Origin of the sequence: Superficieibacter electus, from assembly GCF_002915575.1 — a bacterium.
In the GTDB taxonomy this organism is placed as follows: domain Bacteria; phylum Pseudomonadota; class Gammaproteobacteria; order Enterobacterales; family Enterobacteriaceae; genus Superficieibacter; species Superficieibacter electus.
Map to the genome: position 1 here is coordinate 1 of NZ_PQGD01000021.1, position 24,639 is coordinate 24,639.

Below are 24,639 nucleotides of genomic sequence, written 5' to 3' on the forward strand. Positions count from 1 at the left end.
GCGCCATCAGGCATTCAGCCCAACGCACCCCATCGTAGGCCTGATAAGCGCAGCGTCATCAGGCATTCAGCCCAACGTATCCTATCGTAGGCCTGATAAGCGTAGCGCCATCAGGCAATCAGCCCAACGCACCCCATCGTAGGCCTGATAAGCGTAGCGCCATCAGGCATTCAGCCCAACGCACCCCATCGTAGGCCTGATAAGCGCAGCGCCATCAGGCATTCAGCCCAACGCACCCCATCGTAGGCCTGATAAGCGCAGCGTCATCAGGCATTCAGCCCAACGCACCCCGTCGTAGGCCTGATAAGCGTAGCGCCATCAGGCAAATGGATTCGGTTCTCCCGCCGCAAAATCGGAAACGTCTCCCGCCCAGTCCACAGGATACTACCCGTCTTTCACATCGCGGTGAAAGGTCGAATATGGCCAGTCCTTAACATGTTGCACCAGGCCATGTTTGAGAGGGTTAACGTAAATATAATCAACATGACGTCGATAGTCCTCTTCATCCCTAACACCATGTTCCCAAAAGCGAGGCTGCCAGATCTGCACCTTACCCTCTTCTTGCCTGAGTGATTTGGTAAATGTTTTTTTGATATCACGCCAGCGTCCCGAATAATCATCGTCGTCTTCCGGTAACGTCCAGATACAGTGCATATGCTCAGGTAAAATAACCCAGGCATTGATGATGAAAGGCTTTTTATGACGGATCAGGTTAACAGCCTGACGCAAGAGGTTAATATGGCGAGTAAGTAAAGGCCGCCGACGATCGTGGAGGTTTACGGTGAAAAACGAGGTGCCGCCTTTGATATAGTATCGACGATAGGACGACATGCGAGACTCCTTTCCCAGTGAAGGCATTAAACGAAGCAATGTGCTCGTAATGCCGGGCGGCGCAAGCTTGCCCGACCTACGCCATCCCTGCGGCACCAGTGTCGCACCGCGCCCCATAGTAGGCCTGATAAGCGTAGCGTCATCCAGGCATTCAGCCCAACGCACCCCATCGTAGGCCTGGTAAGCGCAGCGCCATCAGGCATTCAGCCCAACGCGCCCCATAGTAGGCCTGATAAGCGCAGCGCCATCAGGCATTCAGCCCACCGGGTCATCAGGCAACGTTGGCGTTATGCTTCGTTGTTAACTCTGCAATACGCACAATGACCTGTACCGCTTTTTCCATTCCTTCAAGCGACACAAACTCATGTTTACCATGATAGTTATATCCGCCAGTGAAGATATTCGGGCAGGGTAATCCCATAAAGGAAAGCTGAGAACCATCGGTACCGCCGCGAATCGGCTTCATATTAGGTTCGATATTACAATCGAGCATCGCCTGTTTAGCGATGTCAATAATATGCGGGTGCTCAACAACCTTCTCATGCATGTTGTAATAACTGTCTTCAATGATAAGCTCGATATAACAGTCCGGGTGCAGTCCCTTACCCACCTTCTTCGCAATTTCCATCATCTTGCGCTTGCGGGCCTCAAACTGTTTACGATCGAAATCGCGCACGATGTAGTGCATTTCTGCACGATCAACGGTGCCTTTAATGCTGGTGAGATGATAAAACCCTTCATAACCTTCCGTGTGTTCCGGGCTTTCTTCCGCAGGCACTTCTGCGTGAATGCGTGACGCCAGCGACAGCGCATTGACCATCACCCCTTTTGCGGTGCCAGGGTGAACATTATTACCGACGATTTTGATGGTCACCGATGCGGCGTTGAAATTTTCAAATTCCAGTTCGCCAACGCCGCCGCCATCCACGGTATAGGCCCACTGCGCAGCAAATTGCTCAACGTCAAAATGCTTCGCGCCTTTGCCGACTTCTTCATCCGGTGTAAACGCCACACGGATATCACCGTGAGGGATGTTTTTACTTTTTAATACCGCCAGTGCGGTCATGATCTCAGCCACGCCCGCTTTATCGTCCGCACCAAGCAGGGTTTTCCCATCGGTGGTAATCAGCGTCTGGCCAAGCATCTGATGCAATACCGGAAACATCACAGGAGACAATACTTCGTCACCAATACCTAACGCGATATCACCGCCACGATAACCTTCGATGATCTGCGGGTTCACATTCTTACCGCTGAAATCCGGTGAGGTATCGACGTGGGAAATAAACCCAATTGCCGGTACCTCGCTTTCGACATTGGCAGGCAGCGTGCCCATCACGGTGCCTTTATCACTCAGGGTAACGTTGACCAGCCCCATCTCTTCAAGCTGGGCTTTGAGCAAATGCAACAGCTTCCATTGTCCTTCGGTACTCGGTACCTGACGCACGCCAGGCTTCGACTGCGTATCCAGAGAAACGTACTGTAAAAAACGCTCAAGTAATTTTTCCATGCGGTCACCCTCACTTTTTGTGACAACATTATCAATAAGCACGAAAACACAAATATTGCGTCAGGTCACTTTTAGGCTGGCAAACGAGAATATTTTTCGTTACGACTGCCGTTGTCATAAAGGTAGCGTACCATTACGCATCAAGGATTGGCGATTTCAATGGTTTGCCGTAGAATGCCAGCCCTTAATCATGTGCAGAACCCAAAGGTGGTTAATCACAAACCCCGTATCGGTCCGCTTTCCGTTACGTTTACATGGGACAGAGTCATAAATTGAATACACAACCGCGTTCGCTTTCACCACTGGTGCAACTGGCGGGAATTAATAAAAGTTTTGATGGCAAGACAGTTATCGCAGATTTTAATCTGACCATCAATAACGGCGAATTCCTTACCCTACTTGGCCCCTCTGGCTGCGGTAAAACAACCGTTCTGCGCCTGATTGCCGGGCTGGAAAATGTCGATACCGGCCGCATTCGCCTGGAAGATCTGGATATCACCGATGTTCCGGCTGAAAATCGTCACGTCAATACTGTGTTTCAAAGCTATGCGCTTTTCCCGCATATGACCGTATTTGAAAACGTGGCATTCGGCCTGCGGATGCAAAAAACCCCTGCCAGTGAGATCGCCCCGCGCGTGAGCGAAGCGCTGCATATGGTGCAACTGGAAGAATTCGCTCAGCGCAAACCGCATCAGCTCTCTGGTGGCCAGCAGCAACGCGTCGCTATCGCCCGTGCGGTCGTCAATAAGCCCCGCCTGCTGCTGCTTGATGAATCCCTTTCCGCGCTGGATTACAAACTGCGCAAACAGATGCAAAATGAACTCAAGGCTCTGCAACGTAAACTGGGGATTACGTTTGTTTTCGTTACGCACGATCAGGAAGAAGCCCTGACGATGTCAGACCGCATCGTGGTCATGCGCGATGGGCGCATTGAGCAGGACGGCACACCGCGTGAAATCTACGAAGAGCCGAAAAACCTGTTTGTCGCCAGTTTCATTGGCGAAATCAATATATTCAATGCCACGGTAATTGAGCGTCTCGATGAGCGCCGGGTACGCGCCAGCGTCGAGGGCCGTGAATGTAACATTGACGTTAACTTTGCCGTCGAAAAGGGACAAAACCTGAATGTATTGCTGCGCCCTGAAGATTTGCGGGTCGAAGAGATTAACGACAGCAGCGAGGTCGAAGGACTGGTCGGCTACGTGCGCGAGCGTAACTATAAAGGCATGACCCTTGAGTCGGTAGTCGAACTGGAAAACGGCAAAATGGTGCTGGTCAGCGAGTTCTTTAACGAAGATGATCCGGATTTCGATCACTCGCTGGATCAGAAAATGGCGATTAACTGGGTAGAGAGCTGGGAGGTTGTACTGGCCGATGAAGAACACAAGTAAATTCCAGAATGTGGTAATTGCCACTATCGTGGGTTGGCTTGTGCTGTTTGTCTTTCTGCCCAACCTGATGATCATTGGCACCAGCTTTTTGACCCGCGACGACGCGAATTTCGTCAAGATGGTCTTTACGCTGGATAACTATGCCCGGCTGCTGGACCCGCTCTATTTCGAGGTCTTGCTGCATTCAATCAATATGGCACTGATTGCTACCGTCGCCTGCCTGGCGCTGGGATACCCCTTCGCCTGGTTTCTGGCGAGGCTGCCGCAGAAAGTGCGTCCGCTGTTGCTCTTTTTATTGATTGTACCCTTCTGGACCAATTCGCTGATTCGTATTTATGGCCTGAAGATTTTTCTCAGCACCAAAGGGTATCTGAACGAATTTTTGCTGTGGCTGGGCATTATTGATACTCCGATACGGATTATGTTTACCCCCAGCGCGGTGATTATTGGTCTGGTCTATATCCTGCTGCCGTTTATGGTAATGCCGTTGTATTCCAGTATCGAAAAGCTGGATAAACCGCTGCTTGAGGCGGCGAAAGACCTGGGCGCGAATAAAGTGCAAACCTTCTTTCGCATTATTCTGCCACTGACTATGCCGGGTATTATTGCCGGTTGTCTGCTGGTCATGCTGCCGGCAATGGGGCTTTTTTACGTCTCCGATTTGATGGGTGGCGCAAAAAACCTGCTGATAGGCAATGTGATTAAAAGTCAGTTCCTGAACATTCGCGACTGGCCATTTGGCTCAGCCACCAGTATTACGCTAACAGTGGTCATGGGGTTGATGCTGCTGATTTACTGGCGTGCCTCACGCCTGCTGAATAAGAAGGTGGAACTGGAATGATCGGTCGTCTGCTGCGCGGCGGCTTTATGACCGCCATCTATGCTTATCTTTATATTCCGATCATTATTTTGATCGTTAACTCGTTTAACAGCTCTCGTTTTGGTATTAACTGGCACGGCTTTACTACCCAATGGTATAGCCTGCTAATGAATAACGACAGCCTTCTTCAGGCCGCACAGCATTCGCTGACCATGGCGATTTTCTCCGCCACGCTGGCGACGCTGATTGGCTCGTTAACCGCTGTCGCGCTCTATCGCTATCGTTTTCGCGGTAAGCCGTTTGTAAGCGGGATGCTGTTTGTGGTGATGATGTCGCCGGATATTGTAATGGCCATTTCGCTGCTGGTGCTGTTTATGATACTGGGAATTGAGCTGGGTTTCTGGTCACTGTTGTTTTCGCATATTACCTTCTGCCTGCCGTTTGTCGTCGTAACAGTCTATTCGCGTCTTAAAGGGTTCGACGTGCGGATGCTGGAAGCGGCGAAAGACTTAGGTGCCAGCGAGATGACCATTCTGCGCAAAATCATTCTGCCGCTGGCGATGCCCGCCGTTGCCGCAGGCTGGCTGCTCAGCTTTACTCTGTCGATGGATGACGTTGTGGTGTCATCGTTCGTGACCGGTCCGGCCTATGAAATTCTGCCGCTGAAAATTTATTCGATGGTCAAAGTCGGTGTTTCACCCGAGGTAAACGCGCTGGCCACAATTTTATTGGTTCTGTCGCTGGTTATGGTGATTGCCAGCCAGCTTATTGCACGTGATAAAACAAGGGGACGTTAAGATGATTAAATGGTCACGCCACCTGCTGGCCGCGGGCGCACTGGCCGTCGGCATGAGCGCCGCCCACGCTGACGACGCAAAAACGCTCTATTTCTACAACTGGACCGAGTATGTACCGCCAGGTCTACTGGAACAGTTCACCAAAGAGACCGGGATCAAGGTGATTTATTCGACCTATGAGTCGAATGAAACCATGTATGCCAAGCTAAAAACCTATAAAGATGGCGCTTACGATCTGGTGGTACCTTCGACTTATTTCGTCGATAAAATGCGCAAGGAAGGCATGATCCAGAAGATCGACAAATCACAGTTGACGAACTTCAACAATCTCGATCCGCAAGTGCTGAATAAACCCTTTGATCCGAATAACGATTACTCGATTCCCTATATCTGGGGCGCGACGGCCATCGGTATTAACAGCGATGAAATTGATCCAAAAACCGTTACCAGCTGGGCCGACCTGTGGAAACCACAGTATAAAAGCAGCCTGCTGCTGACTGATGATGCGCGTGAAGTGTTCCAGATAGCGCTGCGCAAGCTCGGTTACTCCGGTAATACCACCGACCCGAAAGAGATCGAAGCGGCATATAAAGAACTGCAAAAATTGATGCCAAACGTGGCGGCTTTCAACTCCGACAACCCTGCTAACCCGTATATGGAAGGCGAAGTGAATCTGGGTATGGTGTGGAACGGCTCGGCTTACGTGGCTCGCCAGGCGGGAACGCCGCTACAGGTCGTCTGGCCGAAAGAAGGCGGTATTTTCTGGATGGACAGTCTCGCCATTCCGGCCAACGCCAAAAACAAAGAAGGCGCGCTGAAGCTCATCAACTTCCTGCTGCGTCCGGACGTGGCAAAAGAGGTTGCGGAAACTATTGGTTATCCAACGCCAAACCTCGCCGCGCGTAAGCTGCTTAGCCCGGAAGTGGCTAACGATAAATCCCTCTATCCGGATGCGGAAACCATCAGTAAAGGCGAGTGGCAGAATGATGTCGGCGACGCCAGCGCGATTTATGAAGAGTATTATCAGAAGCTGAAGGCGGGACGTTAATTAACAGGCCGCGCTCCTTTTCCGCAAAGGGGCGCGGACGGCTGACGACCTGAGTTAATTGCGCGGGTCATAACGGTCGCCACGCAGTTAACGCCACGATAATGCCGATAGCCAGACCACCCCACCCGACAAATCGCATCACTTCGTAGCGTATCTTCTCACCCGCCCGGTGCTTCTTAAAGAGATCGCGGCCAACAGCAAGCAGTAAAATCGCCAGCAGCACGCCAGAGTTAAACAGACTCACCAGGCAAAATAACCAGGCCAGCGAACCATATTTCAGAAATTGCAGGCACATCTTCGCAATGCTGGCCCCTGCCCGGCCCTTTGGCCAGATATCGCTGGCGATAACCATAACCATCACGACGATGGCCAGTAGATAGATGAACCACATTATTGGGCTGTCCTTAGCTTCATAAGTCGTAGCGTATTCTTACACAGACTCTTGAAAAATAGAAAGTTAGCAATAACGTCGCCCCTGCCCAACGTCCAACCACACTTACAGGCCAGCCAGCAACTTCTCCACAAACTCAGGCACTACCTCGCTCGCCAGTCCATAGTGTTTCTCTTCAAATTCACTACCAACCTGGCTGGGTTCAAGGTTCAGCTCTACGGTATGTGCGCCGTGGAGCCGGGCTTCATGGACAAAGCCAGCCGCCGGATAAACGTGGCCGGACGTGCCGATGGCGATGAAAACATCCGCCATCGCCAGCGCGCTGTAGATTTCATCCATGCCAAGCGGCATTTCACCAAACCACACGACGTGCGGGCGCAACGGCGCGGGAAACTGGCAGCAGTGACATTTATCTTCCGGCGTAACATCGCCAGTCCACTCCAGTACCTGCCCGCTCCATGAACAGCGGACTTTCAACAACTCGCCATGCATATGCACGATATGTTTATTGCCGGCGCGCTCGTGAAGATTATCGATATTCTGCGTAACCAACAGAAAGCGATCGCCCAGCGCTTCTTCAAGCTTCGCCAGCGCCCGGTGGGCAGCGTTGGGGACAATTTCAGCCTGCTGTAATTGCCGACGGCGGGCGTTGTAGAATGCCTGCACCAGCGCCGGATCGCGGGCAAACCCTTCCGGCGTTGCCACATCTTCTACCCGATGCTCTTCCCACAAACCATCCGCTGCACGAAACGTACGAATCCCCGACTCGGCAGAAATCCCCGCGCCGGTCAGCACCACGACTCTTGGTTTTTCCATCTCTTCTGGCACCCTGTCTCTGAAGAAAATGCGCTGACGCAAACGCTCGCGCAGCCGGCGTTTATTACGGCGAAAACGGCTTAATCGATGTAGGCGGCGCGACTGCATAATTACCTCTGTGGCGTATCAGTAAGATGGAGAAACGCCGCGCCGCGCATTCCTCCTGCATCACCGTGCCGCGCGCGCTCAATGCGCGGTACGCTGGCAACCGGTAACAGATGGCGCGGTAGACGCGCCGCGAGTCCTTCAGCTATAGCACTAAAGTTAGACAATCCACCACCAATCACCACTAAATCAGGATCGATAATGGTCAAAATATTACCGAGGCAGACTGCCAGCAGGTCAAGGTAGCGCTCCACATGCTGATGGGCTTTTTCATCGCCCTGATGCCAGAGCGCGACGATCTCTTCGCCACTCAGCGGCTGCTGGTAGTAATGCTGATAAAGCCAGGCGAAGCCCCGCCCGGAAAGATAGTTTTCGATACAGCCAAGCTGCCCGCAGCCGCAGCGCCGCAGGGGGAAATCAAAGCCCATCAGAGTGAATGCATCGACCGGCAGACGAATATGCCCAAATTCCCCGGTGATATAGCTGCGCCCGGTGATGGCTTTGCCGTTGATGACCAGACCACCGCCAACGCCGGTACCCAGAATCAGACCCATCACCAGGGGATACTGAATAAACTCGTCATCCCAGGCTTCGGAAAGGGCAAAACAGTTGGCGTCGTTATCCAGCCGCACGTCGCGGTCCAGCAGGCGACTGAGGTCGGCGCGCAGTGGTTTTCCGCTCGCCGCCGGGACGTTGGCTGCATACAGCGTGCCGTCATCCGTTTCTGGCATTCCCGGAATGCCAATGCCAACCGAGCCTTTACAGGCAAAGCGTGCGTCGGCTTCGGCCACCAGATCCGTTACCGCACGCAAAAAGGCATCATAACTGTCTCGTGGGGTGGCGATGCGCGTTTCCCATTGCAGACGTCGCTCAGTGTCAAAAACGCCTAGCGCAATCTTACTGCCACCAATATCAAATCCGTAATACATCGCCACTCCTTGTTGAAATTATTGCCCGCTTAATACCCTTGCAGGATCAATGTTACTCGCGCGCCGCGCCGGATACCAGCTTGCCAGAAGGCTTAACAGCAGGGCCGTCACCAGCACATACAGTACATCCAGCCAGTGTAATTCTGAAGGCAGGAAATCAATAAAGTAAATATCTCCGGAGAGAAATTGATGGCCGATGAGCTTTTCAATGCGCGCAATAATCGCCGTTAGTTGCAGTGCGCCGATGATGCCAATAACCACGCCGATAAGGCTGCCGAGCAGCCCGGCAAGCAGACCGTACCAGACAAATATCGCGCGGATAAGCCCGTCTTTCGCCCCAAGGGTACGCAACACGGCAATATCGCTACTCTTGTCTTTCACCGCCATCACCAGGGTGGAAACGATGTTAAAGCAGGCCACGCCAATCACCAGAATCATCGCCAGATACATAATGGCGCGGATCATCTGAATATCGCGGTACATATAGCCGTAGGTGCCCACCCAGCTTTTGATATAGACGTAATCGTTGGACACTTCGCCTGCCGAACGCACCAGCGCCGGAGCGTTAAATACATCGTTCACCTTCAGCGCAATACCGGTCACGCTGCTGCCCATATCAAGATACTGCTGCGCATCCTGCATGGGGATCATGGCAAAACTATGATCGAGCTGGCCGCTAAGTTGCAGAATACCCGTTACTTTGAGTCGGATACGCTTTGGCTGTAGCAGTTTGTGATCGGCGCTGGCGTTGGGGATCATGATAGATACTGAGTCACCCGGTTTAACATTCAGCGCGTCGGCAACACCTTTGCCAATGATGATTTGTTGTTCACCCGCCTTGAAGTTCGCCCAGGCGTTTCCCTGCACATACTGTGGCAGCGCGCTAAGACGGCTTTCCTGCTGAGGATCGACACCTTTCACCTGAATGGCGCGGATATTCGCCCCGCTCTCCACCAGCCCGGTGAAATCCACGTATGGCGCGGCGGCAACAATCCCGGGGACTTTTTCGATTTTACTGAGTTTATCGTTCCAGCCATTCCATGGCTGGTTTACCGGTTCGATCTGCCCGTGCGGCACCACGGCCAGAATGCGGTTATTCAGTTCGCGCTCAAAACCGTTCATTGCGCTCAGGCCGATAATCAGCACCGCGACACCAAGCGCAATCCCGACGGTGGAGATAATCGAAATCAGCGATACCATGCCGCTACGGCGGCGACCACGGCTAAAGCGCAGGCCGATTAAAAGCGATAAAGGCGAAGCCATTAGTCTGCTCCCATCAGGCTCAGTTCAGCGCTCAGATGACCATCACGCATTTCCAGTTGGCGGGACATCCGCCGCGCCAGTTGTAAATCGTGGGTCACAACCAGAAACGCGGTGCCCTGTGAAGCATTCAGCTCACCAAGAAGCTGGAAAATGCTATCCGCATTACGCGCATCAAGGTTACCCGTCGGCTCATCCGCCAGTACCAGACGCGGATTATTGACCAGCGCGCGGGCAATCGCTACGCGCTGACGCTCACCGCCGGACAGTTCAGAGGGACGATGGCTGGCACGATGATCAAGCCCCACCGCTTTGAGCATTTCCTGCGCCCGCTGATTAATTTCTGCCGGGCGTTTTTTGCCGATCAAAAGCGGCATGGCGACGTTCTCAAGCGCGGTAAAATCGGGTAACAGGTGGTGAAATTGATAGATAAAGCCGAGGTTCTGGTTGCGCAGTTCCGCTTTGGCCGCTGAGGAAAGTTTGCTCATCGGCTGACCGCTGAAAATCACGTCGCCGGAGGTGGGTGTGTCCAGCCCGCCGAGCAAATGTAATAGCGTACTTTTCCCGGAGCCTGAGCTGCCGACTATCGCCATCATCTCGCCTTCGCCCACGCTGAAGCTGACATCGTGCAGCACATCAGTTTGCACACTGCCTTCCTGATAGCGTTTGCACAGGTTGTCGCATTGCAACAGGATCTTATTCATAACGTAAAGCCTCAGCGGGTTGAGTGGCGGCAGCGCGCCATGAAGGATAAAGCGTAGACAGTAGCGCAATGGCCATTGCAACCAGCGCAATCACCACAACTTGTAGCGGTTCAATCGCCACCGGCAGCGCGGCACCATCAAGGAATGCGCCGATAATCGGCATTAAATTATTAAGCTGGCTGGCAAGCAGCGCCCCCAGCGCGGCACCGAGCAGCGCGCCGATAATACCGGCACTGGCCCCCTGCACCATGAACACCGTCATGATTTGCCGCGGCGTCAGCCCCTGAGTTTGCAGAATAGCCACCTCGCCCTGCTTTTCCATGACCATCAGCCCCAGCGAGGTGATGATGTTAAAGGCAGCAACGGCAATAATCAGGCTTAACAGCAGGCCCATCATGTTCTTTTCCATCCGTACAGCCTGAAACAATTCGCCTTTACGCTCGCGCCAGTCCTGCCATTTAGTGCCAGACGGGAGGGATTGCTGACTCAGTGTATCAACCTGTAAAGGCGCGTTAAGCCACAGACGCCAGCCGGTAATATTGCCGGCCGGATAACGCATCAGGCGCGACGCGTCCTGAATATTGACCAGCATTTGATAGCCGTCGACTTCGCTGTTTGCTGCAAAGGTGCCAATAACTGTAAACAGGCGCTGGCTCGGAATACGCCCCATCGGGGTGAACTGGCTGGCGGATGGCACCATGATACGTAATGAATCGCCACGGTTCAGGCCCAGTTGCCCCGCCAGCTGTTCGCCGAGAATGACGTTGTAACGGCCCGGCTGCAAATCAGTCTGTTTTACATTAACTAAATACGGTGAGAGCGGATCTTTTTGTGCCGGATCAATCCCCAGCATCACCCCAACGGCCACGCTACGCGCGCTCTGTAATACCACGTCCCCGGTGGTAATGGGCGCAACACGGGTCACCCCCTGAAGCGTCACCGCTTTCTCAGGAATTTTTTGCGGATCAAGCGACCCTTGCGTTGAAGAAAGAATGGCCTGCGGCATCAGCCCCAGAATGTTATTTTGCAGCTCGCGCTCAAAGCCGTTCATCACGGAAAGTACCGTCACCAGCGCCATAACGCCAAGCGTGATGCCGATAGTAGAAAGCCATGAGACAAAGCGACCGAAGCGGTCCGCTGCGCGCCCACGCATGTAGCGCAGGCCAATGAATAGTGCGACAGGTTGGTACATGTAATCCGTCTGGTTGCTGTGGCAGAAGGGGAAGTATATAAGCGAAAGCAGGACGGGTAAATGACGTAACCGTAAGTGTCTGTCATCGTACTGGTAAAAAATCGCTGCAAATCAAACCACTATCGGCCCGGTCTTAGCATATACCGGGCAAACGGATAGCCTTTTCCTTTTATTTTATTGCCACATACCCGACATCTTCCATCAGTTGCTGCCCCTGCGGGCTTAAAAACCAGTCGATCAGCGCCTGCGTATTTTTTGACGGCGGCCGGGCCGTGACCATATAAATATCGACGCTGAGCGGATAACTGCCGTTGCGGATATTCTCCTCCACAGGCGCAACGCCGTCGATGGACAGTAGCCGCAGAGCGTCGTTATGCTTCATGATGGTGGCGTAATAGCGGAAAGTGTAGCCCAACGAGTTAGCGCGGTTTTGATAGTCGGCAACTCGCCGGATAAGCACATCCATTCCTTCCTCGGTAGTCTCCAGCGGCTTACGCATCGCCTCCCCCTTCATCACCCTCGCCAGCATGGCCGTCTGGCTGCCCGAACCTTCCGGGCGTTGATAGGGCAAAATACGTTCATCAGGGCCGCCCACCTCGCGCCAGTTGCTAATGCTGCCGGCATAAATGGCGCGGATCTGCGCGGTCGTCAGTCCGCGGAGCGGGTTGTCTTTATGGGTGACGAAAACGAACGCTTCACGGGCGAATGGCCGTAGCGTTAGCGTAAGACCGCGCTGACTGGCGGCCTCCCGCTGCTACGCCGACGGCTCAAGGGCGAAGATCATATCGACATTCCCCTTAATCAGCGAATCATACGCCAGAGGCGTTCGATGGCTGTCCACTAGTTCCCTGATGCTGGTCTCATCCTGATTCTGATAAATGGCCTGAACGGCAGAGGCGTAGAGCGGATAAAGCGCCGTCGCGCCGTCCAGCCTCGGCCAGTCGCGCCCGATGTGTAACGTGGGCGGCGAAGCAAGTTGCGTCAGGCGATTGCCCTCCCAAAAAGGCATATAATCCCAGATATCAATATTTGCCCTGAGCGTATATTTATCAGTCTCTTCCACCAGTCGATAATGACGATCGTAAGTTTGCCAGCCAAGTAAAGCCGCAACGGCCAGCATCAACCCGCCCGTCACCACCAGCGCCGCCCGCTGACCGCGCCGCCCGCGAATCTGTACGCCCTGTCGCCGGGAGAGAGCCGCCAGCGTTACGGCAAAAGAGAAGCAGGCCACGGTGGGTATCAACAACACCAGTACCTGAAGCGGCTCAATTTCGTCACAGTCAGCAGAAAACGGGAAGAACGTGATGAAATAGCTAATAAAAAAGATATTGTGGCTCACGTCAAAAAACAGATCATTTTCAAAGTCGCCATCGGTCATAATCAACAGGCTAAACCAGAGCGCCAGCGTACAAAACAGTGCGAGCAGTACAGGCGAGTAGCGCGCGAAAAAGGTCTCCGGCAAGCGGCGGCCTCCCCAAATGCTCGCCATAACCGCCCCGCCGCAGGCGGTCGCAACGGCGCTAACTGTTACACCCGCCGCATCCCTCAGATCGCAATTAAAGAGTACCTTGACAATGAGGATCACTATACTGGCGATAACCGGAATCCCGAGCATCAACGTCAGTATATTTAATAACCAATACTTCCCTGTTTTCATTTTTCTCTCCCTGGCCTGGCCACCCTCAATAGTTTATCCGGTTTCGTCATCAACACGGGACATTTGCTAATGAGTAATGATCGCGGATAATAAAAGGCATTCTTTAGCAGAGATCCTGACAACCTAATGCCTGAACAACATCGTTATACGCTGCCAGTCAACGCTGGCGATCAGCGCCAGTTGGGCGAACTGACAGGTGCCGCCTGCGCCACGCTGGTGGCGGAAATCGTCGAACGTCATCCCGGACCCGTAGTGCTCATTGCGCCGGACATGCAAAACGCCCTGCGCCTGCACGACGAAGTCACTCAGTTTACAGATAACCTGGTCATCAACCTCCCCGACTGGGAAACCCTGCCTTACGATAGTTTTTCACCGCACCAGGAGATCATCTCCTCGCGTCTGTCGGTGCTCTATCAACTCCCCACCATGCAGCGTGGCGTCCTTATTTTGCCCGTCAATACCCTGATGCAGCGGGTTTGTCCGCACAGCTATCTGCACGGTCACGCGCTGGTGATGAAAAAAGGCCAGCGCCTTTCGCGCGATGCCCTGCGCGACCAGCTTGAAGCGGCGGGCTACCGCCATGTGGATCAGGTTATGGAGCACGGAGAGTATGCTACCCGTGGCGCGCTGTTGGATCTCTATCCGATGGGTAGCGCCCAGCCCTATCGTCTGGATTTCTTTGATGACGAAATCGATAGTCTGCGTCTTTTTGATGCCGACACCCAGCGCACGCTGGAAGAAGTTGATGCCATCAATTTGCTGCCAGCGCATGAATTCCCCACCGATAAAACCGCCATCGAACTGTTCCGCAGCCAGTGGCGCGACAAGTTTGAGGTGAAACGCGACGCCGAGCATATCTACCAGCAGGTGAGTAAAGGGACGCTGCCAACCGGCATCGAATACTGGCAACCGCTGTTTTTTAGCGAGCCGCTGTCACCGCTGTTCAGTTATTTTCCGGCCAATACCCTGATTGTTAATACCGGTGATGTTGAAGCCAGCGCCACACGTTTTCAGAGCGATGCTCATGCGCGCTATGAAAACCGGGGCGTGGACCCGATGCGCCCGCTGCTGCCGCCAGAACTACTGTGGATGCGCACCGATGAGTTGCTCGGCGAATTAAAACGCTGGCCACGCATCCAGCTTAAAACTGAGTCTCTGGCGGACAAAGCCGCCTTCACTAATCTTGGCTATCGTACATTGCCGGATCTGTCGGTGCAGGCACAGCAGAAATCGCCGCTGGATAATCTGCGTAAATTCCTTGAATCCTTTGAAGGTCCGGTGATTTTCTCGGTGGAAAGTGAAGGCCGTCGCGAAGCACTGGGCGAATTGCTGGCACGGATTAAGCTTTCACCAAAACGCATTCTGCGGCTGGATGAAGCAGCGGACAACGGGCGCTATGTGATGCTCGGCGCGTCCGAGCACGGGTTTATCGATACACTGCGCAACCGGGCGCTGATCTGCGAAAGCGATCTGTTAGGCGAACGGGTAGCACGTCGTCGCCAGGATAACCGCAGAACTATCAATCCGGATACGCTGATCCGTAACCTTGCCGAGTTGCATACCGGTCAACCCGTGGTGCACCTGGAACATGGCGTCGGTCGCTATGCGGGTATGACGACGCTTGAAGCCGGCGGCATCAAAGGCGAGTACCTGATGCTAACCTATGCTAACGACGCCAAACTGTACGTCCCGGTGTCGTCCCTGCATTTGATCAGCCGTTATGCTGGCGGTGCGCAAGAGAATGCGCCGCTGCACAAATTAGGTAGCGACGTCTGGACCCGGGCGCGGCAGAAAGCCGCCGAGCGCGTGCGTGATGTGGCGGCGGAGTTGCTGGATATTTATGCGCAGCGGGCGGCCAAAAAAGGCTTCGCCTTTAAACATAATCGCGAACAGTATCAGTTGTTTTGCGACAGCTTTCCTTTTGAAACTACCCCCGATCAGGCGCTGGCGATCAACGCCGTGCTAAGTGATATGTGCCAGCCGCTGGCGATGGACAGGCTGGTCTGTGGTGACGTGGGCTTTGGTAAAACCGAAGTCGCCATGCGTGCGGCGTTTCTGGCGATTGAAAACAATAAGCAGGTCGCGGTGCTGGTCCCGACCACCCTGCTCGCGCAGCAGCATTTTGACAATTTCCGCGACCGCTTCGCCAACTGGCCGGTGCGCATTGAGATGCTGTCACGCTTTCGCAGCGCCAAAGAGCAGGCGCAGATCCTTGAGCAGGCGGCGGAAGGCAAAATCGATATTCTGATTGGCACCCACAAACTGTTACAGGCGGACGTCAAATGGCGCGATCTGGGTCTGCTGATTGTCGATGAAGAGCATCGCTTCGGGGTTCGGCACAAAGAGCGGATCAAAGCGATGCGTTCTGACGTCGATATTCTCACCCTTACCGCCACGCCTATTCCGCGCACCCTGAACATGGCGATGAGCGGCATGCGCGATCTGTCGATTATCGCCACCCCGCCGGCGCGTCGTCTGGCGGTGAAAACCTTCGTGCGCGAGTACGATAATCTGGTGGTGCGCGAAGCAATCCTGCGTGAAGTGCTGCGCGGCGGGCAGGTTTATTATCTTTATAATGATGTCGAAAACATCCAGAAAGCGGCAGCCCGACTGGCTGAGCTGGTGCCGGAGGCACGCATCGCTATTGGTCACGGCCAGATGCGCGAGCGCGAACTGGAACGGGTGATGAATGACTTCCACCATCAGCGTTTTAACGTGCTGGTGTGTACCACGATTATTGAGACCGGCATTGATATTCCAACCGCCAATACCATTATTATTGAGCGTGCCGATCACTTCGGTCTGGCCCAGCTTCACCAGTTACGCGGCCGTGTCGGTCGTTCCCACCATCAGGCCTATGCGTGGCTGTTAACCCCGCATCCGAAAGCCATGACCACCGATGCACAGAAGCGGCTGGAAGCCATTGCCTCGCTGGAAGATTTAGGTGCCGGTTTTGCGCTGGCGACGCACGACCTTGAAATTCGCGGCGCGGGTGAACTGCTGGGTGAAGATCAGAGTGGACAGATGGAAACCATAGGCTTCTCTCTGTATATGGAGCTTCTGGAGAATGCGGTGGACGCGCTGAAGGCCGGACGCGAGCCATCGCTTGAAGACCTCACCAGCCAGCAGACCGAAGTTGAGCTGCGGATGCCGTCGCTGCTGCCGGATGATTTTATTCCTGATGTCAATACCCGCCTTTCTTTCTATAAGCGTATTGCCAGCGCGAAGGCTGAGAACGAACTGGAAGAAATCAAAGTTGAGCTGATCGACCGTTTTGGATTGCTGCCAGACCCCGCGCGTAATCTGCTGGATATTGCCAGTCTGCGTCAGCAGGCACAACGTTTGGGTATTCGTAAGCTGGAAGGGAATGATAAAGGCGGGCAGATTGAGTTTGCCGAGAAAAATCATGTTAACCCCGCCTGGCTTATTGGACTGCTACACAAGGAGCCGCAGCATTTCCGCCTCGATGGCCCGACCCGGCTGAAATTTTTCCAGGATCTGAGTGAACGAAAAATTCGCATGGACTGGGTGCGTAACTTTATGCGCCAGCTAGAAGAAAATGCGATTGCCTGAGTAAAAATCGACGTAAAAAAAGCCCCACGAAAATGACCGTGGGGCTTCCTGTAAATATCAGGCAGAGGGTTATCTTATTTGTAAATGACGGCGGTGCCATGCAGGGTATTCGGACCGCTTACGGAGGTAATACGGAACGATTTCGCGCCCATCTCATCCGCTTTCTGCGCCAGTTGATTTTCCAGCGAACCTAAATTTGTCCCGGCATCAGCAGAGATAACGCCTGCTTTTTGCTGATCGGCTGGGGTGGACTGGACCTGTACAGCGGCGACGCTTGCGAAAGAAAGTGAACTCAATACGGTAGCGGCGATGAGGGCTTTTACGTTTTTCATAATAGTAACCTTAAGCAGATGAAAGGGGATCGAATTACTTAACGATCGATAGGTAAATCATAAGTGTGATCAATGTCACAGTCAAGGTTATTTTATAACGATCGTTATAATAAATAAAAAAGTCTTATCTTTCATAATGATAAGCTTATGAATTTTTTATTGTTTGAAAGGTAGCACCACGATACATTTATTTTTATAATGGTTATTCACTTAACTGATTCAGGTACAACGGCACCATGACAGCTGACGTTCAAAGTTGCACAAAAAAAAGCCGTGGCCGACCAAAAGTGTTCGACAGGGAAGCGGCGCTGGATAAGGCCATGGCACTGTTCTGGGAGCATGGGTATGAAGCAACCTCGCTTGCCGATTTGGTTGAAGCGACTGGCGCTAAAGCCCCTACGCTCTACGCAGAGTTTATTAATAAAGAAGGCTTATTTCGGGCGGTACTCGATCGCTACATTTCGCGTTTCGCCGCACGCCATGAAGCGGCGCTGTTCGAGGAAGATAAATCCGTGGAGCAGGCACTAAACGAATATTTCACGGCAGTTGCGACCTGCTTTACCAGCAAAGAAACGCCAGCTGGCTGTTTTATGATCAATACTTCCGCAACGCTTGCGGCATCATCAAAAGAAATTGCCCGTACGCTGAAAACCCGTCATGCGCAGCAGGAAAAAACGCTTTGCCAGTTTTTGATCGCTCGCCAACAGCGTGGTGAGATCCCGCCACAAAAAGATGTTCAGGCGCTGGCGCAGTTTCTGAATTGCATTTTACAGGGGATGTCTATCAGTGCCCGTGAAGGTGCGAGCCTTGAGGATTTGCAGCAAATCATCCGCACCACTTTCTGTTTGTGGCCCAAAATGCTGACCCTGTGACCCACAAAAAAGCCCCTCAGCCTGAGCGATGAGGGGCAAACAGCAGATAACGCTTTTTTTACGCTTTGTTATTCAGGATCAGCTGACCATTGTTATCAAGCGGGATTTGCGTACCCGGATCGTCTTTCATGCGGATTTTCCCCTGTTGATCGCCGATTTTATAGGTCACATCATAACCAAGCATATTTTCCGATTTGTCATACACCGTTTTGCAGCGCTGCTGCGTAGTGGTGTAGGTGTCATTTTCCTGCATTGATCCCTGGATCTGGTTGCCTGCATAGCCGCCCCCCAGCGCCCCGGCGATGGTGGCGATATCTTTACCGCGACCGCCGCCGAACTGGTGGCCGACTACGCCCCCCGCCACTGCACCCAGCACGGAACCGGTAATACGATTTTCATCCTGTACCGGGCGTCGGTGCGTCACCGTGACGTTGCGGCACTCTTTACGCGGTGTTTTGACCGTTTCTTTGATAGGCGTTGCGGAAACCACCTGAGCATACTGCGGGCCACGTTCAAAGACATCCAGACTGGCTACGGCTGCCACACCCAGCGCAGCGGCTACGCCAATCCCTATACCCGCCAACATTGATTTATTCACGGGAGATCCTCCTTCGTTGCTATTGGTCATAATTTTGCAATCAAGGGAATATTCCGCCAATCAGAACTGCGCTTAAAAACGGGGATTCGGGGGGTATAACCGCAGGATTCAGAGGAGTCTTAGGGCTTAAGGCCGGTTTGACAGGATTATGTTTTGTCGGCACCGTGGACTGAACGCCTGATGATGCTGCGCTTATCAGGCCTACAAAAGGTGGATCGGGAGACTGGATTTCTTGTGGCGCTCACTATCAGGCCTACGGGTGACGCGGTCTGACAGCGGTTTTCCAGGCCGGGCAAGCTTGCGCCGCCCGGCAGGATCAGCGCCTTAGTGCAGTTTAAGGCGCGGACGGATCACCCGGTTAATGCTGCCGACCAGCATCATCAGGCCCGTTTTGAAATAGCCGTGTAGCGCAATCTGGTGCATCCGGTACAGTGAGATATAGACAAAACGCGCAATCCGCCCTTCAATCATCATTGAACCCCGCGTCAGGTTGCCCATCAGGCTGCCAACGGTCGAAAAATTAGACAATGACACCAGAGAACCGTGATCTTTATACTGATAGGCTTTGAGCGGTTTACCTTTACGTTGCGCGAGGATGTTATGCAGCGCACAGGTCGCCATCTGATGCGCTGCCTGAGCGCGCGGTGGCACGAATCCGCCTTCCGGACGCGCGCAGGATGCGCAGTCACCAATCGCGTAAATATCGGCATCGCGGGTGGTTTGCAGCGTCGGCTCGACCACCAGCTGGTTGATGCGGTTCGTTTCCAGGCCGCCCAGATCTTTCATAAAGTCCGGGGCTTTGATTCCTGCCGCCCAGACCATCAAATCGGCCTGGATATATTCGCCTTCTTTGGTGTGTAAGCCACCTTCGTCAGCACTGGTAACCATCGTTTTAGTGAGAACCCGCACGCCCAGCTTGGTCAGCTCATTGTGCGCCGCGCCAGAAATACGCGGCGGCAGTGCAGGCAGAATACGCTCACCCGCTTCCACCAGCGTCACGTTCAGCGCTTCATTGGTCAGCCCTTTGTAGCCATAGCTGTGCAGTTGCTTCACCGCGTTATGCAGTTCAGCAGACAGCTCCACCCCGGTAGCACCACCGCCAACAATCGCGATATTCACCTTGCCGCTTGCGCCAAGGTTTGCCGAGAATTTGAGAAACAGGTTAAGCATTTCCTGATGGAAACGGCGCGCCTGATGAGGATTATCCAGGAAAATACAGTGGTCTTTAACCCCTGGCGTATTGAAGTCGTTAGAAGTACTACCCAGCGCCATGATCAGCTTGTCGTAAGGCAGCTTGCGCTCAGGCACCAATAACTCCCCTTTTTCATCACGCAGCTCAGCGAGCGTCAGGGTTTTGCTTTCTCGATTAAGATCGATAACAGACCCGAGCTGGAACTGGAAATCGTGGTTACGGGCGTGAGCCAGATAGCTCAGCGCATCCACCCCTTCGTCCAGCGAGCCAGTAGCCACTTCATGCAATAGCGGCTTCCATAAGTGGCTATGGTTGCGATCAATCAGGGTTATTTTCGCTTTTTTGCCGCGACCCAGCTTTTTCCCCAGCTGCGTCGCCAGCTCAAGACCTCCAGCCCCACCGCCGACAATGACAATTTTTTCTAATGGCGTAGTCAACATGACCCCCTAAAATTATTAACCAATTGTTAACTAAAGGTTATATAAATAACTTTTAGTTAACAACAAGTTACTGTCGTGAAACTGTCTCTTCTACATGAGAATAACACGTCAGGGTCATTGGTCATACCAAAATTGATGTACATCAAGTTTTGCTGCTGAAAAGATGAACAAGTGTAGACGCTGAGTAAAAAAAAGGGCCAGCCATCTGGCTGCCCCTGTTGAACGAAAGAGGTAAGTGGCTTACCCGAGGGTCTTAAACGCCTTAATGCGCTGCAAATGCGGCGAGATATTTTTGAACTTGTGCGTTTGCTCTTCATCCCAGACAATTTCATACCACGGGCATAAAATCTCGGCACTACGCTGACTGTTAAGCGCCTCATCCCGGCGTGACAGAATCGCCATACAGCGGTCGCGGTTCTTCTCGCGGAAATTACTGACGCACTTGGTCGCGATGTCCGTATACTCCTCCGGACGATCGATTTTGCCCTCCATATTCTCTGCCGGGAACAGGTTCGGATTGAACACCACCTGGCGAATATCGCAGAGAAAACCAATTCTTTCCGCCCAGAAGCCGCCCAGTCCGACGCCGCAAATCAAGGGGCGATCGTCCGCATTGAGCTGGAGCATTTTGTCGACTTCTTTTAGCAAATGCTGCATATCGTGCTTCGGGTGACGCGTGCTGTAGCTTATAAGCCGGACATCGGGATCAATGAACTGGAGCTGCAACACTTTTTCGTGATTGCCCGGGCTGTTTGAGTCAAAACCGTGTAAATAGATAATCATCGCATCCTCACCATACTTCGCGCCCCGCAAGGGGTTAATGGATTGCTTTGTATTCCTGCCAGCGTTCGTGCAACTGATTCAGTTGTGCACTGACGGTTTTCCAGCGGCTGGAATCCATCAGTTCCTGACGCGTAAAATCACCTTTATGATACAATTGCGTAACACGCTGCGCATTGATCGGCGACAGATTATCCAGCACACTGACGGCCCCTTTACGATTATTGCAGACCAGGATCATATCGCAACCTGCGTCCAGCGATGCCTGCCCGCGCTCAGCATAGCTGCCCATAATGGCAGCCCCCTCCATTGAAAGGTCATCTGAAAAAATCACGCCGTCGAAATGAAGTTCACCGCGCAGCACGGTTTTCAGCCAGTGCGGGGAGCCGCTGGCTGGCCGGGGATCGATTTGCGTGTAGATGACGTGCGCGGGCATAATGGCATCAAGGCGTTTTTCATCAATCAGGCTGCGGAAGATGGTCATATCTCTGGCACGGATCTCCGCTTCAGTACGCGGGTCCTGCGGCGTCTCTTTATGCGAGTCGGCGGTAACGGCACCGTGACCGGGGAAATGTTTACCGGTGGTTTTCATGCCCGCGGCATGCATACCGTCAATAAAATGGCGGGCTATTGCCAGCGCCTTGCGCGGATCGTCATGATAAGCACGCTCGCCGATAGCCGCGCTGATATGACCGACATCCAGCACTGGTGCAAAACTGATATCAATATCCATGGCGATCATTTCACTTGCCATCAGCCAGCCTGCCTCTTCAGCCAGCCGGCCACCTTCATCCAGACCGTGTAGCGCTGCAAAAGACTGTGCTGCCGGAAGACGAGTGAACCCCTCGCGAAAACGCTGGACGCGTCCGCCTTCCTGATCGACCGCTACCACCAGCCGGTGACGCGAGGCGGCACGGATTTGCCGTACCAGTTCGCGCAATTGCGCAGGATCGTGGTAATTACGGCTAAAAAGAATTAATCCGCCCACTGATGGATGCGCCAGAATCTCACGCTCCTGCGCATCCAGTTCAAAACCTTCGACATCCAACATTACCGGACCCACGCTTACTTCTCCTGTCATTTATGTAGCTGTTTCCATATTGCATCGGCCAGGACAATAAACTGCCCGTCACCGGTTTGTTGCCAGCGGCACTCGTACCAACCCGCCATTAACATGAGCACCCAGGGCCGCCAGCGCTTTACCTGTCGCCAGAGCTGACTGGGCGCAATCTTCGCCTGTGCCGCGTACGTATCAACCAGTTCGCGTCTCGCCGCCAGCCCACTCATCCACACGGCAGCCAGCTCCAGCGCGATATCCCCGTCGCCGACATATTCCCAGTCAATCAACCGAATACCGTCAGCGGTATGTACGATATTACCGGGATGAACGTCCATATGCAGCGGTGACAACCGTAATGGAGTCGGTTCTCCGGTTCGCTTTAATTTTTTGAGCTGCCGAAGCCAGAACGGCGTGCGGCGTGCGCTGGCACTGTTCTGCCAGTAATATTCCAGCAGCGGCCACAGTATAATTCGCCAGCCAAAGCGCGGCTGCTGGTGCAAATGATACAGCACCTGGGCCAGTTCGGAAGTAGCAGGCAGCGCGCTTTTTACCTCACCGTCGAGGTAATCGATCACCATCCAGCCGCGGACATAAAAATGCGCAGCGGGAGCCAGCGAAGCAGGTAAGTGATGAAGGGCGCGATACTGACGCCGAAATTGAAATTCAGGGGCTCGAGGGTCGTGATGCTGTCGAAGCACCCGCCGCCGTTGCCCCTCTTCAATGATCCAACTCCCACCCCCCAAACCGCAGAAGTCCTGCGGTGTGACGAGATGGTAATGCGGAAAAAAACGTGACAGTAGCTGGTCACGCGACAGCTTATTGTTGCTGAACGGCACCTTTACCTGACCAGATAATCTCGCCAGTCTGCACCAGCATTAGCTGCATTTGCAGGGTAGGCGCATTAACATTGCCGGAGGCGTTCGAATACAAGACATAGTGCGCGCCAACGTTACGGGCAATGCCAATCGCCTTGCTTCGGCTGCCGAGGCTGTCCTGCGGTGACAGGCCAAGCTGCTGTTTCGCCATCGACAATTGCTGTGCGGAGACCAGGGTAAATTTGCCATTATTGGCCAGCGCATTGCGCAGCGCTTCAGTCGCCTCAGCGGCATTCAGTGAGCCATTAGTCCGGTTATTCACACTGTCGACCAGCAGCACACTGCCGCTGTTCACGCCATCCGCCTGGAGCATTTTCCCCGCCAGTGGCTGGATAGCGCTGTTCCAGTCGTAATGACGCTCACGCGGCGCGGGGGCTGCCGTGTCGTCCTGATGCTCAATAGGCCCCGGCTGTTGCGGGATAGTCGGTACCGTCGGCACCACCGGTACAGGCTGCTGTGGCTGAGTCGGTTGCGGCTGAGCACCTGGCTGGACGGTATCCACTGGCGCAGGCTGCTGCTCTTTATTCACACACCCGGCCAGAAAAATCGCAAGGGCGCTAATCAGCGCAACGCGACGCATAGTTATCATCAAGGTTCACCCCGTTATAATGTTATAAATAGAGATAAAGTCTGACCTTTTCGGCACCCAGACCGTTCGCCGTGCCGTACAGCGTGACGCCGGAATTGCCCGGAATCGTTATGCTGCGCGGTGCCTCCAGCGGGTGCATTTCCAGTCCTCTTCCGTCATACCAGTAAAAACGATAGTGTACGGTGACAGGTTCGCGTCGTTCATTAAACAGAGCAGAGGACGCGCTGGCCTGAATGTCGGAATTTTTAACGACAGGCGGCTGAGCGCTGATCCCGGCGGCCAGAACCGTCGCCTCCATGACCAGCGTCTGGTTATCGCCGACAGGTATTTCCGGACGCGAAGCGCTACACCCCGCCAGCAGCACAAGCATCAACAACCCGGCATAACGTCCTCTTACCATGGTATTAGCCTTTGTGTGCCAGCATAGGGCCCAGTGCACGACCGCCAAGCAGGTGCATATGAATATGATAAACCTCCTGCCCACCATGACGATTACAGTTGACGATCAGCCGGTAGCCATCTTCAGCAATGCCTTCATCACGGGCAATTTTCCCTGCAACGGTGATCATGCGGCCCAACGCCTGCTCGTGCGCTTCAGTCACGTCGTTGACGGTGGGGATCAGAATATTGGGCACAATCAGGATATGCGTGGGAGCCTGCGGGGAGATATCACGAAACGCCGTGACGAGTTCATCCTGATAAACGATATCCGACGGGATCTCGCGGCGGATAATCTTACTAAAAATTGTCTCTTCAGCCATGGCCTTTTCCTTAATTCATTATTAGCGTATCGCACCCGACAGGTTACGCACCAACCTGACATACAGGATATAACATCCCTAAGAGTATGAGCGACTTGCTCCCGCTCTTTCAACTT

Annotated in this window: 24 protein-coding genes and 1 pseudogene; 6 read left to right on the forward strand and 19 right to left on the reverse strand. The window is 53.5% G+C overall.

Annotated features, from left to right (window positions below; all coding sequences use genetic code 11):
* Positions 1-384: 384 nt before the first annotated feature.
* Both CHU32_RS21565 and pepT read right to left on the reverse strand, forming a co-directional pair.
* Positions 385-831: an REP-associated tyrosine transposase gene (locus tag CHU32_RS21565; RefSeq protein WP_103678035.1), complete on the reverse strand. Its 447-nt coding sequence runs from the start codon at positions 829-831 to the stop codon at positions 385-387.
* Positions 832-1,102: 271 nt separating this feature from the next.
* A complete protein-coding gene (gene pepT / locus CHU32_RS21570) occupies positions 1,103-2,341 on the reverse strand; it encodes a peptidase T (RefSeq protein ID WP_176691701.1) in 1,239 nt (412 codons plus the stop codon).
* 254 nt (positions 2,342-2,595) lie between these two features.
* Here pepT and potA point away from each other — a divergent pair, with 254 nt between their 5' ends.
* From potA to potD, 4 genes are read left to right on the forward strand one after another with little or no spacing between them, the layout of a single operon-like run.
* A complete protein-coding gene (gene potA / locus CHU32_RS21580) occupies positions 2,596-3,732 on the forward strand; it encodes a spermidine/putrescine ABC transporter ATP-binding protein PotA (RefSeq protein ID WP_103678036.1) in 1,137 nt (378 codons plus the stop codon).
* Entirely contained in the window at positions 3,716-4,573 is an 858-nt protein-coding gene (gene potB / locus CHU32_RS21585; protein ID WP_103678037.1) for a spermidine/putrescine ABC transporter permease PotB, read from the forward strand. Before potA ends, potB begins: the two co-directional genes overlap by 17 nt.
* Positions 4,570-5,349, forward strand: coding sequence for a spermidine/putrescine ABC transporter permease PotC (gene potC, locus CHU32_RS21590; protein ID WP_103678038.1), 780 nt, complete (start codon positions 4,570-4,572; stop codon positions 5,347-5,349). Before potB ends, potC begins: the two co-directional genes overlap by 4 nt.
* Position 5,350: 1 nt before the next feature.
* Positions 5,351-6,397: a spermidine/putrescine ABC transporter substrate-binding protein PotD gene (gene potD, locus CHU32_RS21595; RefSeq protein ID WP_103678039.1), complete on the forward strand. Its 1,047-nt coding sequence runs from the start codon at positions 5,351-5,353 to the stop codon at positions 6,395-6,397.
* Positions 6,398-6,464: 67 nt separating this feature from the next.
* Here the strand turns inward: potD and CHU32_RS21600 are convergent, their stop codons facing one another.
* The 8 genes and pseudogenes from CHU32_RS21600 to CHU32_RS28165 form a co-directional block, all read right to left on the reverse strand.
* The gene (locus CHU32_RS21600) at positions 6,465-6,788 is read right to left on the reverse strand and encodes a hypothetical protein (RefSeq protein WP_103678040.1); all 324 of its coding nucleotides are present in this window, start codon (positions 6,786-6,788) and stop codon (positions 6,465-6,467) included.
* Between the two features lie 105 nt (positions 6,789-6,893).
* Positions 6,894-7,712 (reverse strand): Sir2 family NAD+-dependent deacetylase, encoded by an 819-nt coding sequence (cobB, locus tag CHU32_RS21605; RefSeq protein WP_103678041.1) that lies wholly within the window; start codon positions 7,710-7,712, stop codon positions 6,894-6,896.
* A 2-nt stretch (positions 7,713-7,714) separates the two neighbouring features.
* Entirely contained in the window at positions 7,715-8,638 is a 924-nt protein-coding gene (gene nagK, locus CHU32_RS21610) for an N-acetylglucosamine kinase (protein ID WP_103678042.1), read from the reverse strand.
* Between the two features lie 18 nt (positions 8,639-8,656).
* Complete coding sequence (gene lolE, locus CHU32_RS21615; protein ID WP_103678043.1) at positions 8,657-9,901, reverse strand: lipoprotein-releasing ABC transporter permease subunit LolE; 1,245 nt, start codon at positions 9,899-9,901, stop codon at positions 8,657-8,659.
* Positions 9,901-10,602: a lipoprotein-releasing ABC transporter ATP-binding protein LolD gene (gene lolD, locus CHU32_RS21620; protein ID WP_103678044.1), complete on the reverse strand. Its 702-nt coding sequence runs from the start codon at positions 10,600-10,602 to the stop codon at positions 9,901-9,903. The genes lolE and lolD overlap by 1 nt, the downstream gene beginning before the upstream one ends.
* The gene (gene lolC, locus CHU32_RS21625) at positions 10,595-11,794 is read right to left on the reverse strand and encodes a lipoprotein-releasing ABC transporter permease subunit LolC (RefSeq protein ID WP_176691702.1); all 1,200 of its coding nucleotides are present in this window, start codon (positions 11,792-11,794) and stop codon (positions 10,595-10,597) included. Before lolC ends, lolD begins: the two co-directional genes overlap by 8 nt.
* A gap of 169 nt (positions 11,795-11,963) precedes the next feature.
* Positions 11,964-12,524 (reverse strand): annotated as a pseudogene (locus CHU32_RS28160) (substrate-binding domain-containing protein); the annotation flags it as partial.
* Positions 12,525-12,548: 24 nt separating this feature from the next.
* Complete coding sequence (locus CHU32_RS28165) at positions 12,549-13,451, reverse strand: hypothetical protein (RefSeq protein ID WP_139156244.1); 903 nt, start codon at positions 13,449-13,451, stop codon at positions 12,549-12,551.
* Positions 13,452-13,577: 126 nt separating this feature from the next.
* Here CHU32_RS28165 and mfd point away from each other — a divergent pair, with 126 nt between their 5' ends.
* Complete coding sequence (gene mfd / locus CHU32_RS21635) at positions 13,578-17,024, forward strand: transcription-repair coupling factor (protein WP_103678046.1); 3,447 nt, start codon at positions 13,578-13,580, stop codon at positions 17,022-17,024.
* Between the two features lie 74 nt (positions 17,025-17,098).
* Here mfd and bhsA read toward each other — a convergent pair whose 3' ends face one another.
* Entirely contained in the window at positions 17,099-17,356 is a 258-nt protein-coding gene (bhsA, locus tag CHU32_RS21640) for a multiple stress resistance protein BhsA (protein WP_103678047.1), read from the reverse strand.
* A gap of 236 nt (positions 17,357-17,592) precedes the next feature.
* Between bhsA and CHU32_RS21645 the strand changes: the two genes are divergently transcribed.
* Entirely contained in the window at positions 17,593-18,228 is a 636-nt protein-coding gene (locus tag CHU32_RS21645) for a TetR/AcrR family transcriptional regulator (RefSeq protein WP_103678048.1), read from the forward strand.
* A 58-nt stretch (positions 18,229-18,286) separates the two neighbouring features.
* On the opposite strand, the gene CHU32_RS21650 is transcribed toward CHU32_RS21645, so the two are convergent.
* From CHU32_RS21650 to hinT, 8 genes are all read right to left on the reverse strand, one after another.
* The gene (locus CHU32_RS21650) at positions 18,287-18,826 is read right to left on the reverse strand and encodes a glycine zipper 2TM domain-containing protein (RefSeq protein WP_103678049.1); all 540 of its coding nucleotides are present in this window, start codon (positions 18,824-18,826) and stop codon (positions 18,287-18,289) included.
* A gap of 324 nt (positions 18,827-19,150) precedes the next feature.
* On the reverse strand, positions 19,151-20,455 hold the full coding sequence (locus tag CHU32_RS21655; protein ID WP_103678119.1) for an NAD(P)/FAD-dependent oxidoreductase: 1,305 nt from the start codon (positions 20,453-20,455) through the stop codon (positions 19,151-19,153).
* A 243-nt stretch (positions 20,456-20,698) separates the two neighbouring features.
* The gene (gene ycfP / locus CHU32_RS21660) at positions 20,699-21,241 is read right to left on the reverse strand and encodes an alpha/beta hydrolase YcfP (protein ID WP_103678050.1); all 543 of its coding nucleotides are present in this window, start codon (positions 21,239-21,241) and stop codon (positions 20,699-20,701) included.
* Positions 21,242-21,275: 34 nt separating this feature from the next.
* Complete coding sequence (gene nagZ, locus CHU32_RS21665; protein ID WP_103678051.1) at positions 21,276-22,301, reverse strand: beta-N-acetylhexosaminidase; 1,026 nt, start codon at positions 22,299-22,301, stop codon at positions 21,276-21,278.
* Positions 22,302-22,315: 14 nt separating this feature from the next.
* Complete coding sequence (gene thiK / locus CHU32_RS21670) at positions 22,316-23,134, reverse strand: thiamine kinase (RefSeq protein WP_103678052.1); 819 nt, start codon at positions 23,132-23,134, stop codon at positions 22,316-22,318.
* Positions 23,115-23,762, reverse strand: coding sequence for a penicillin-binding protein activator LpoB (gene lpoB, locus CHU32_RS21675; RefSeq protein ID WP_103678053.1), 648 nt, complete (start codon positions 23,760-23,762; stop codon positions 23,115-23,117). The genes thiK and lpoB overlap by 20 nt, the downstream gene beginning before the upstream one ends.
* Positions 23,763-23,784: 22 nt before the next feature.
* Positions 23,785-24,162 carry a YcfL family putative periplasmic lipoprotein gene (locus tag CHU32_RS21680; protein ID WP_103678054.1) on the reverse strand — a complete coding sequence of 126 codons (378 nt, stop codon included), beginning with the start codon at positions 24,160-24,162 and terminating at the stop codon, positions 23,785-23,787.
* Between the two features lie 4 nt (positions 24,163-24,166).
* Entirely contained in the window at positions 24,167-24,523 is a 357-nt protein-coding gene (hinT, locus tag CHU32_RS21685; RefSeq protein WP_103678055.1) for a purine nucleoside phosphoramidase, read from the reverse strand.
* Positions 24,524-24,639 lie beyond the last annotated feature (116 nt).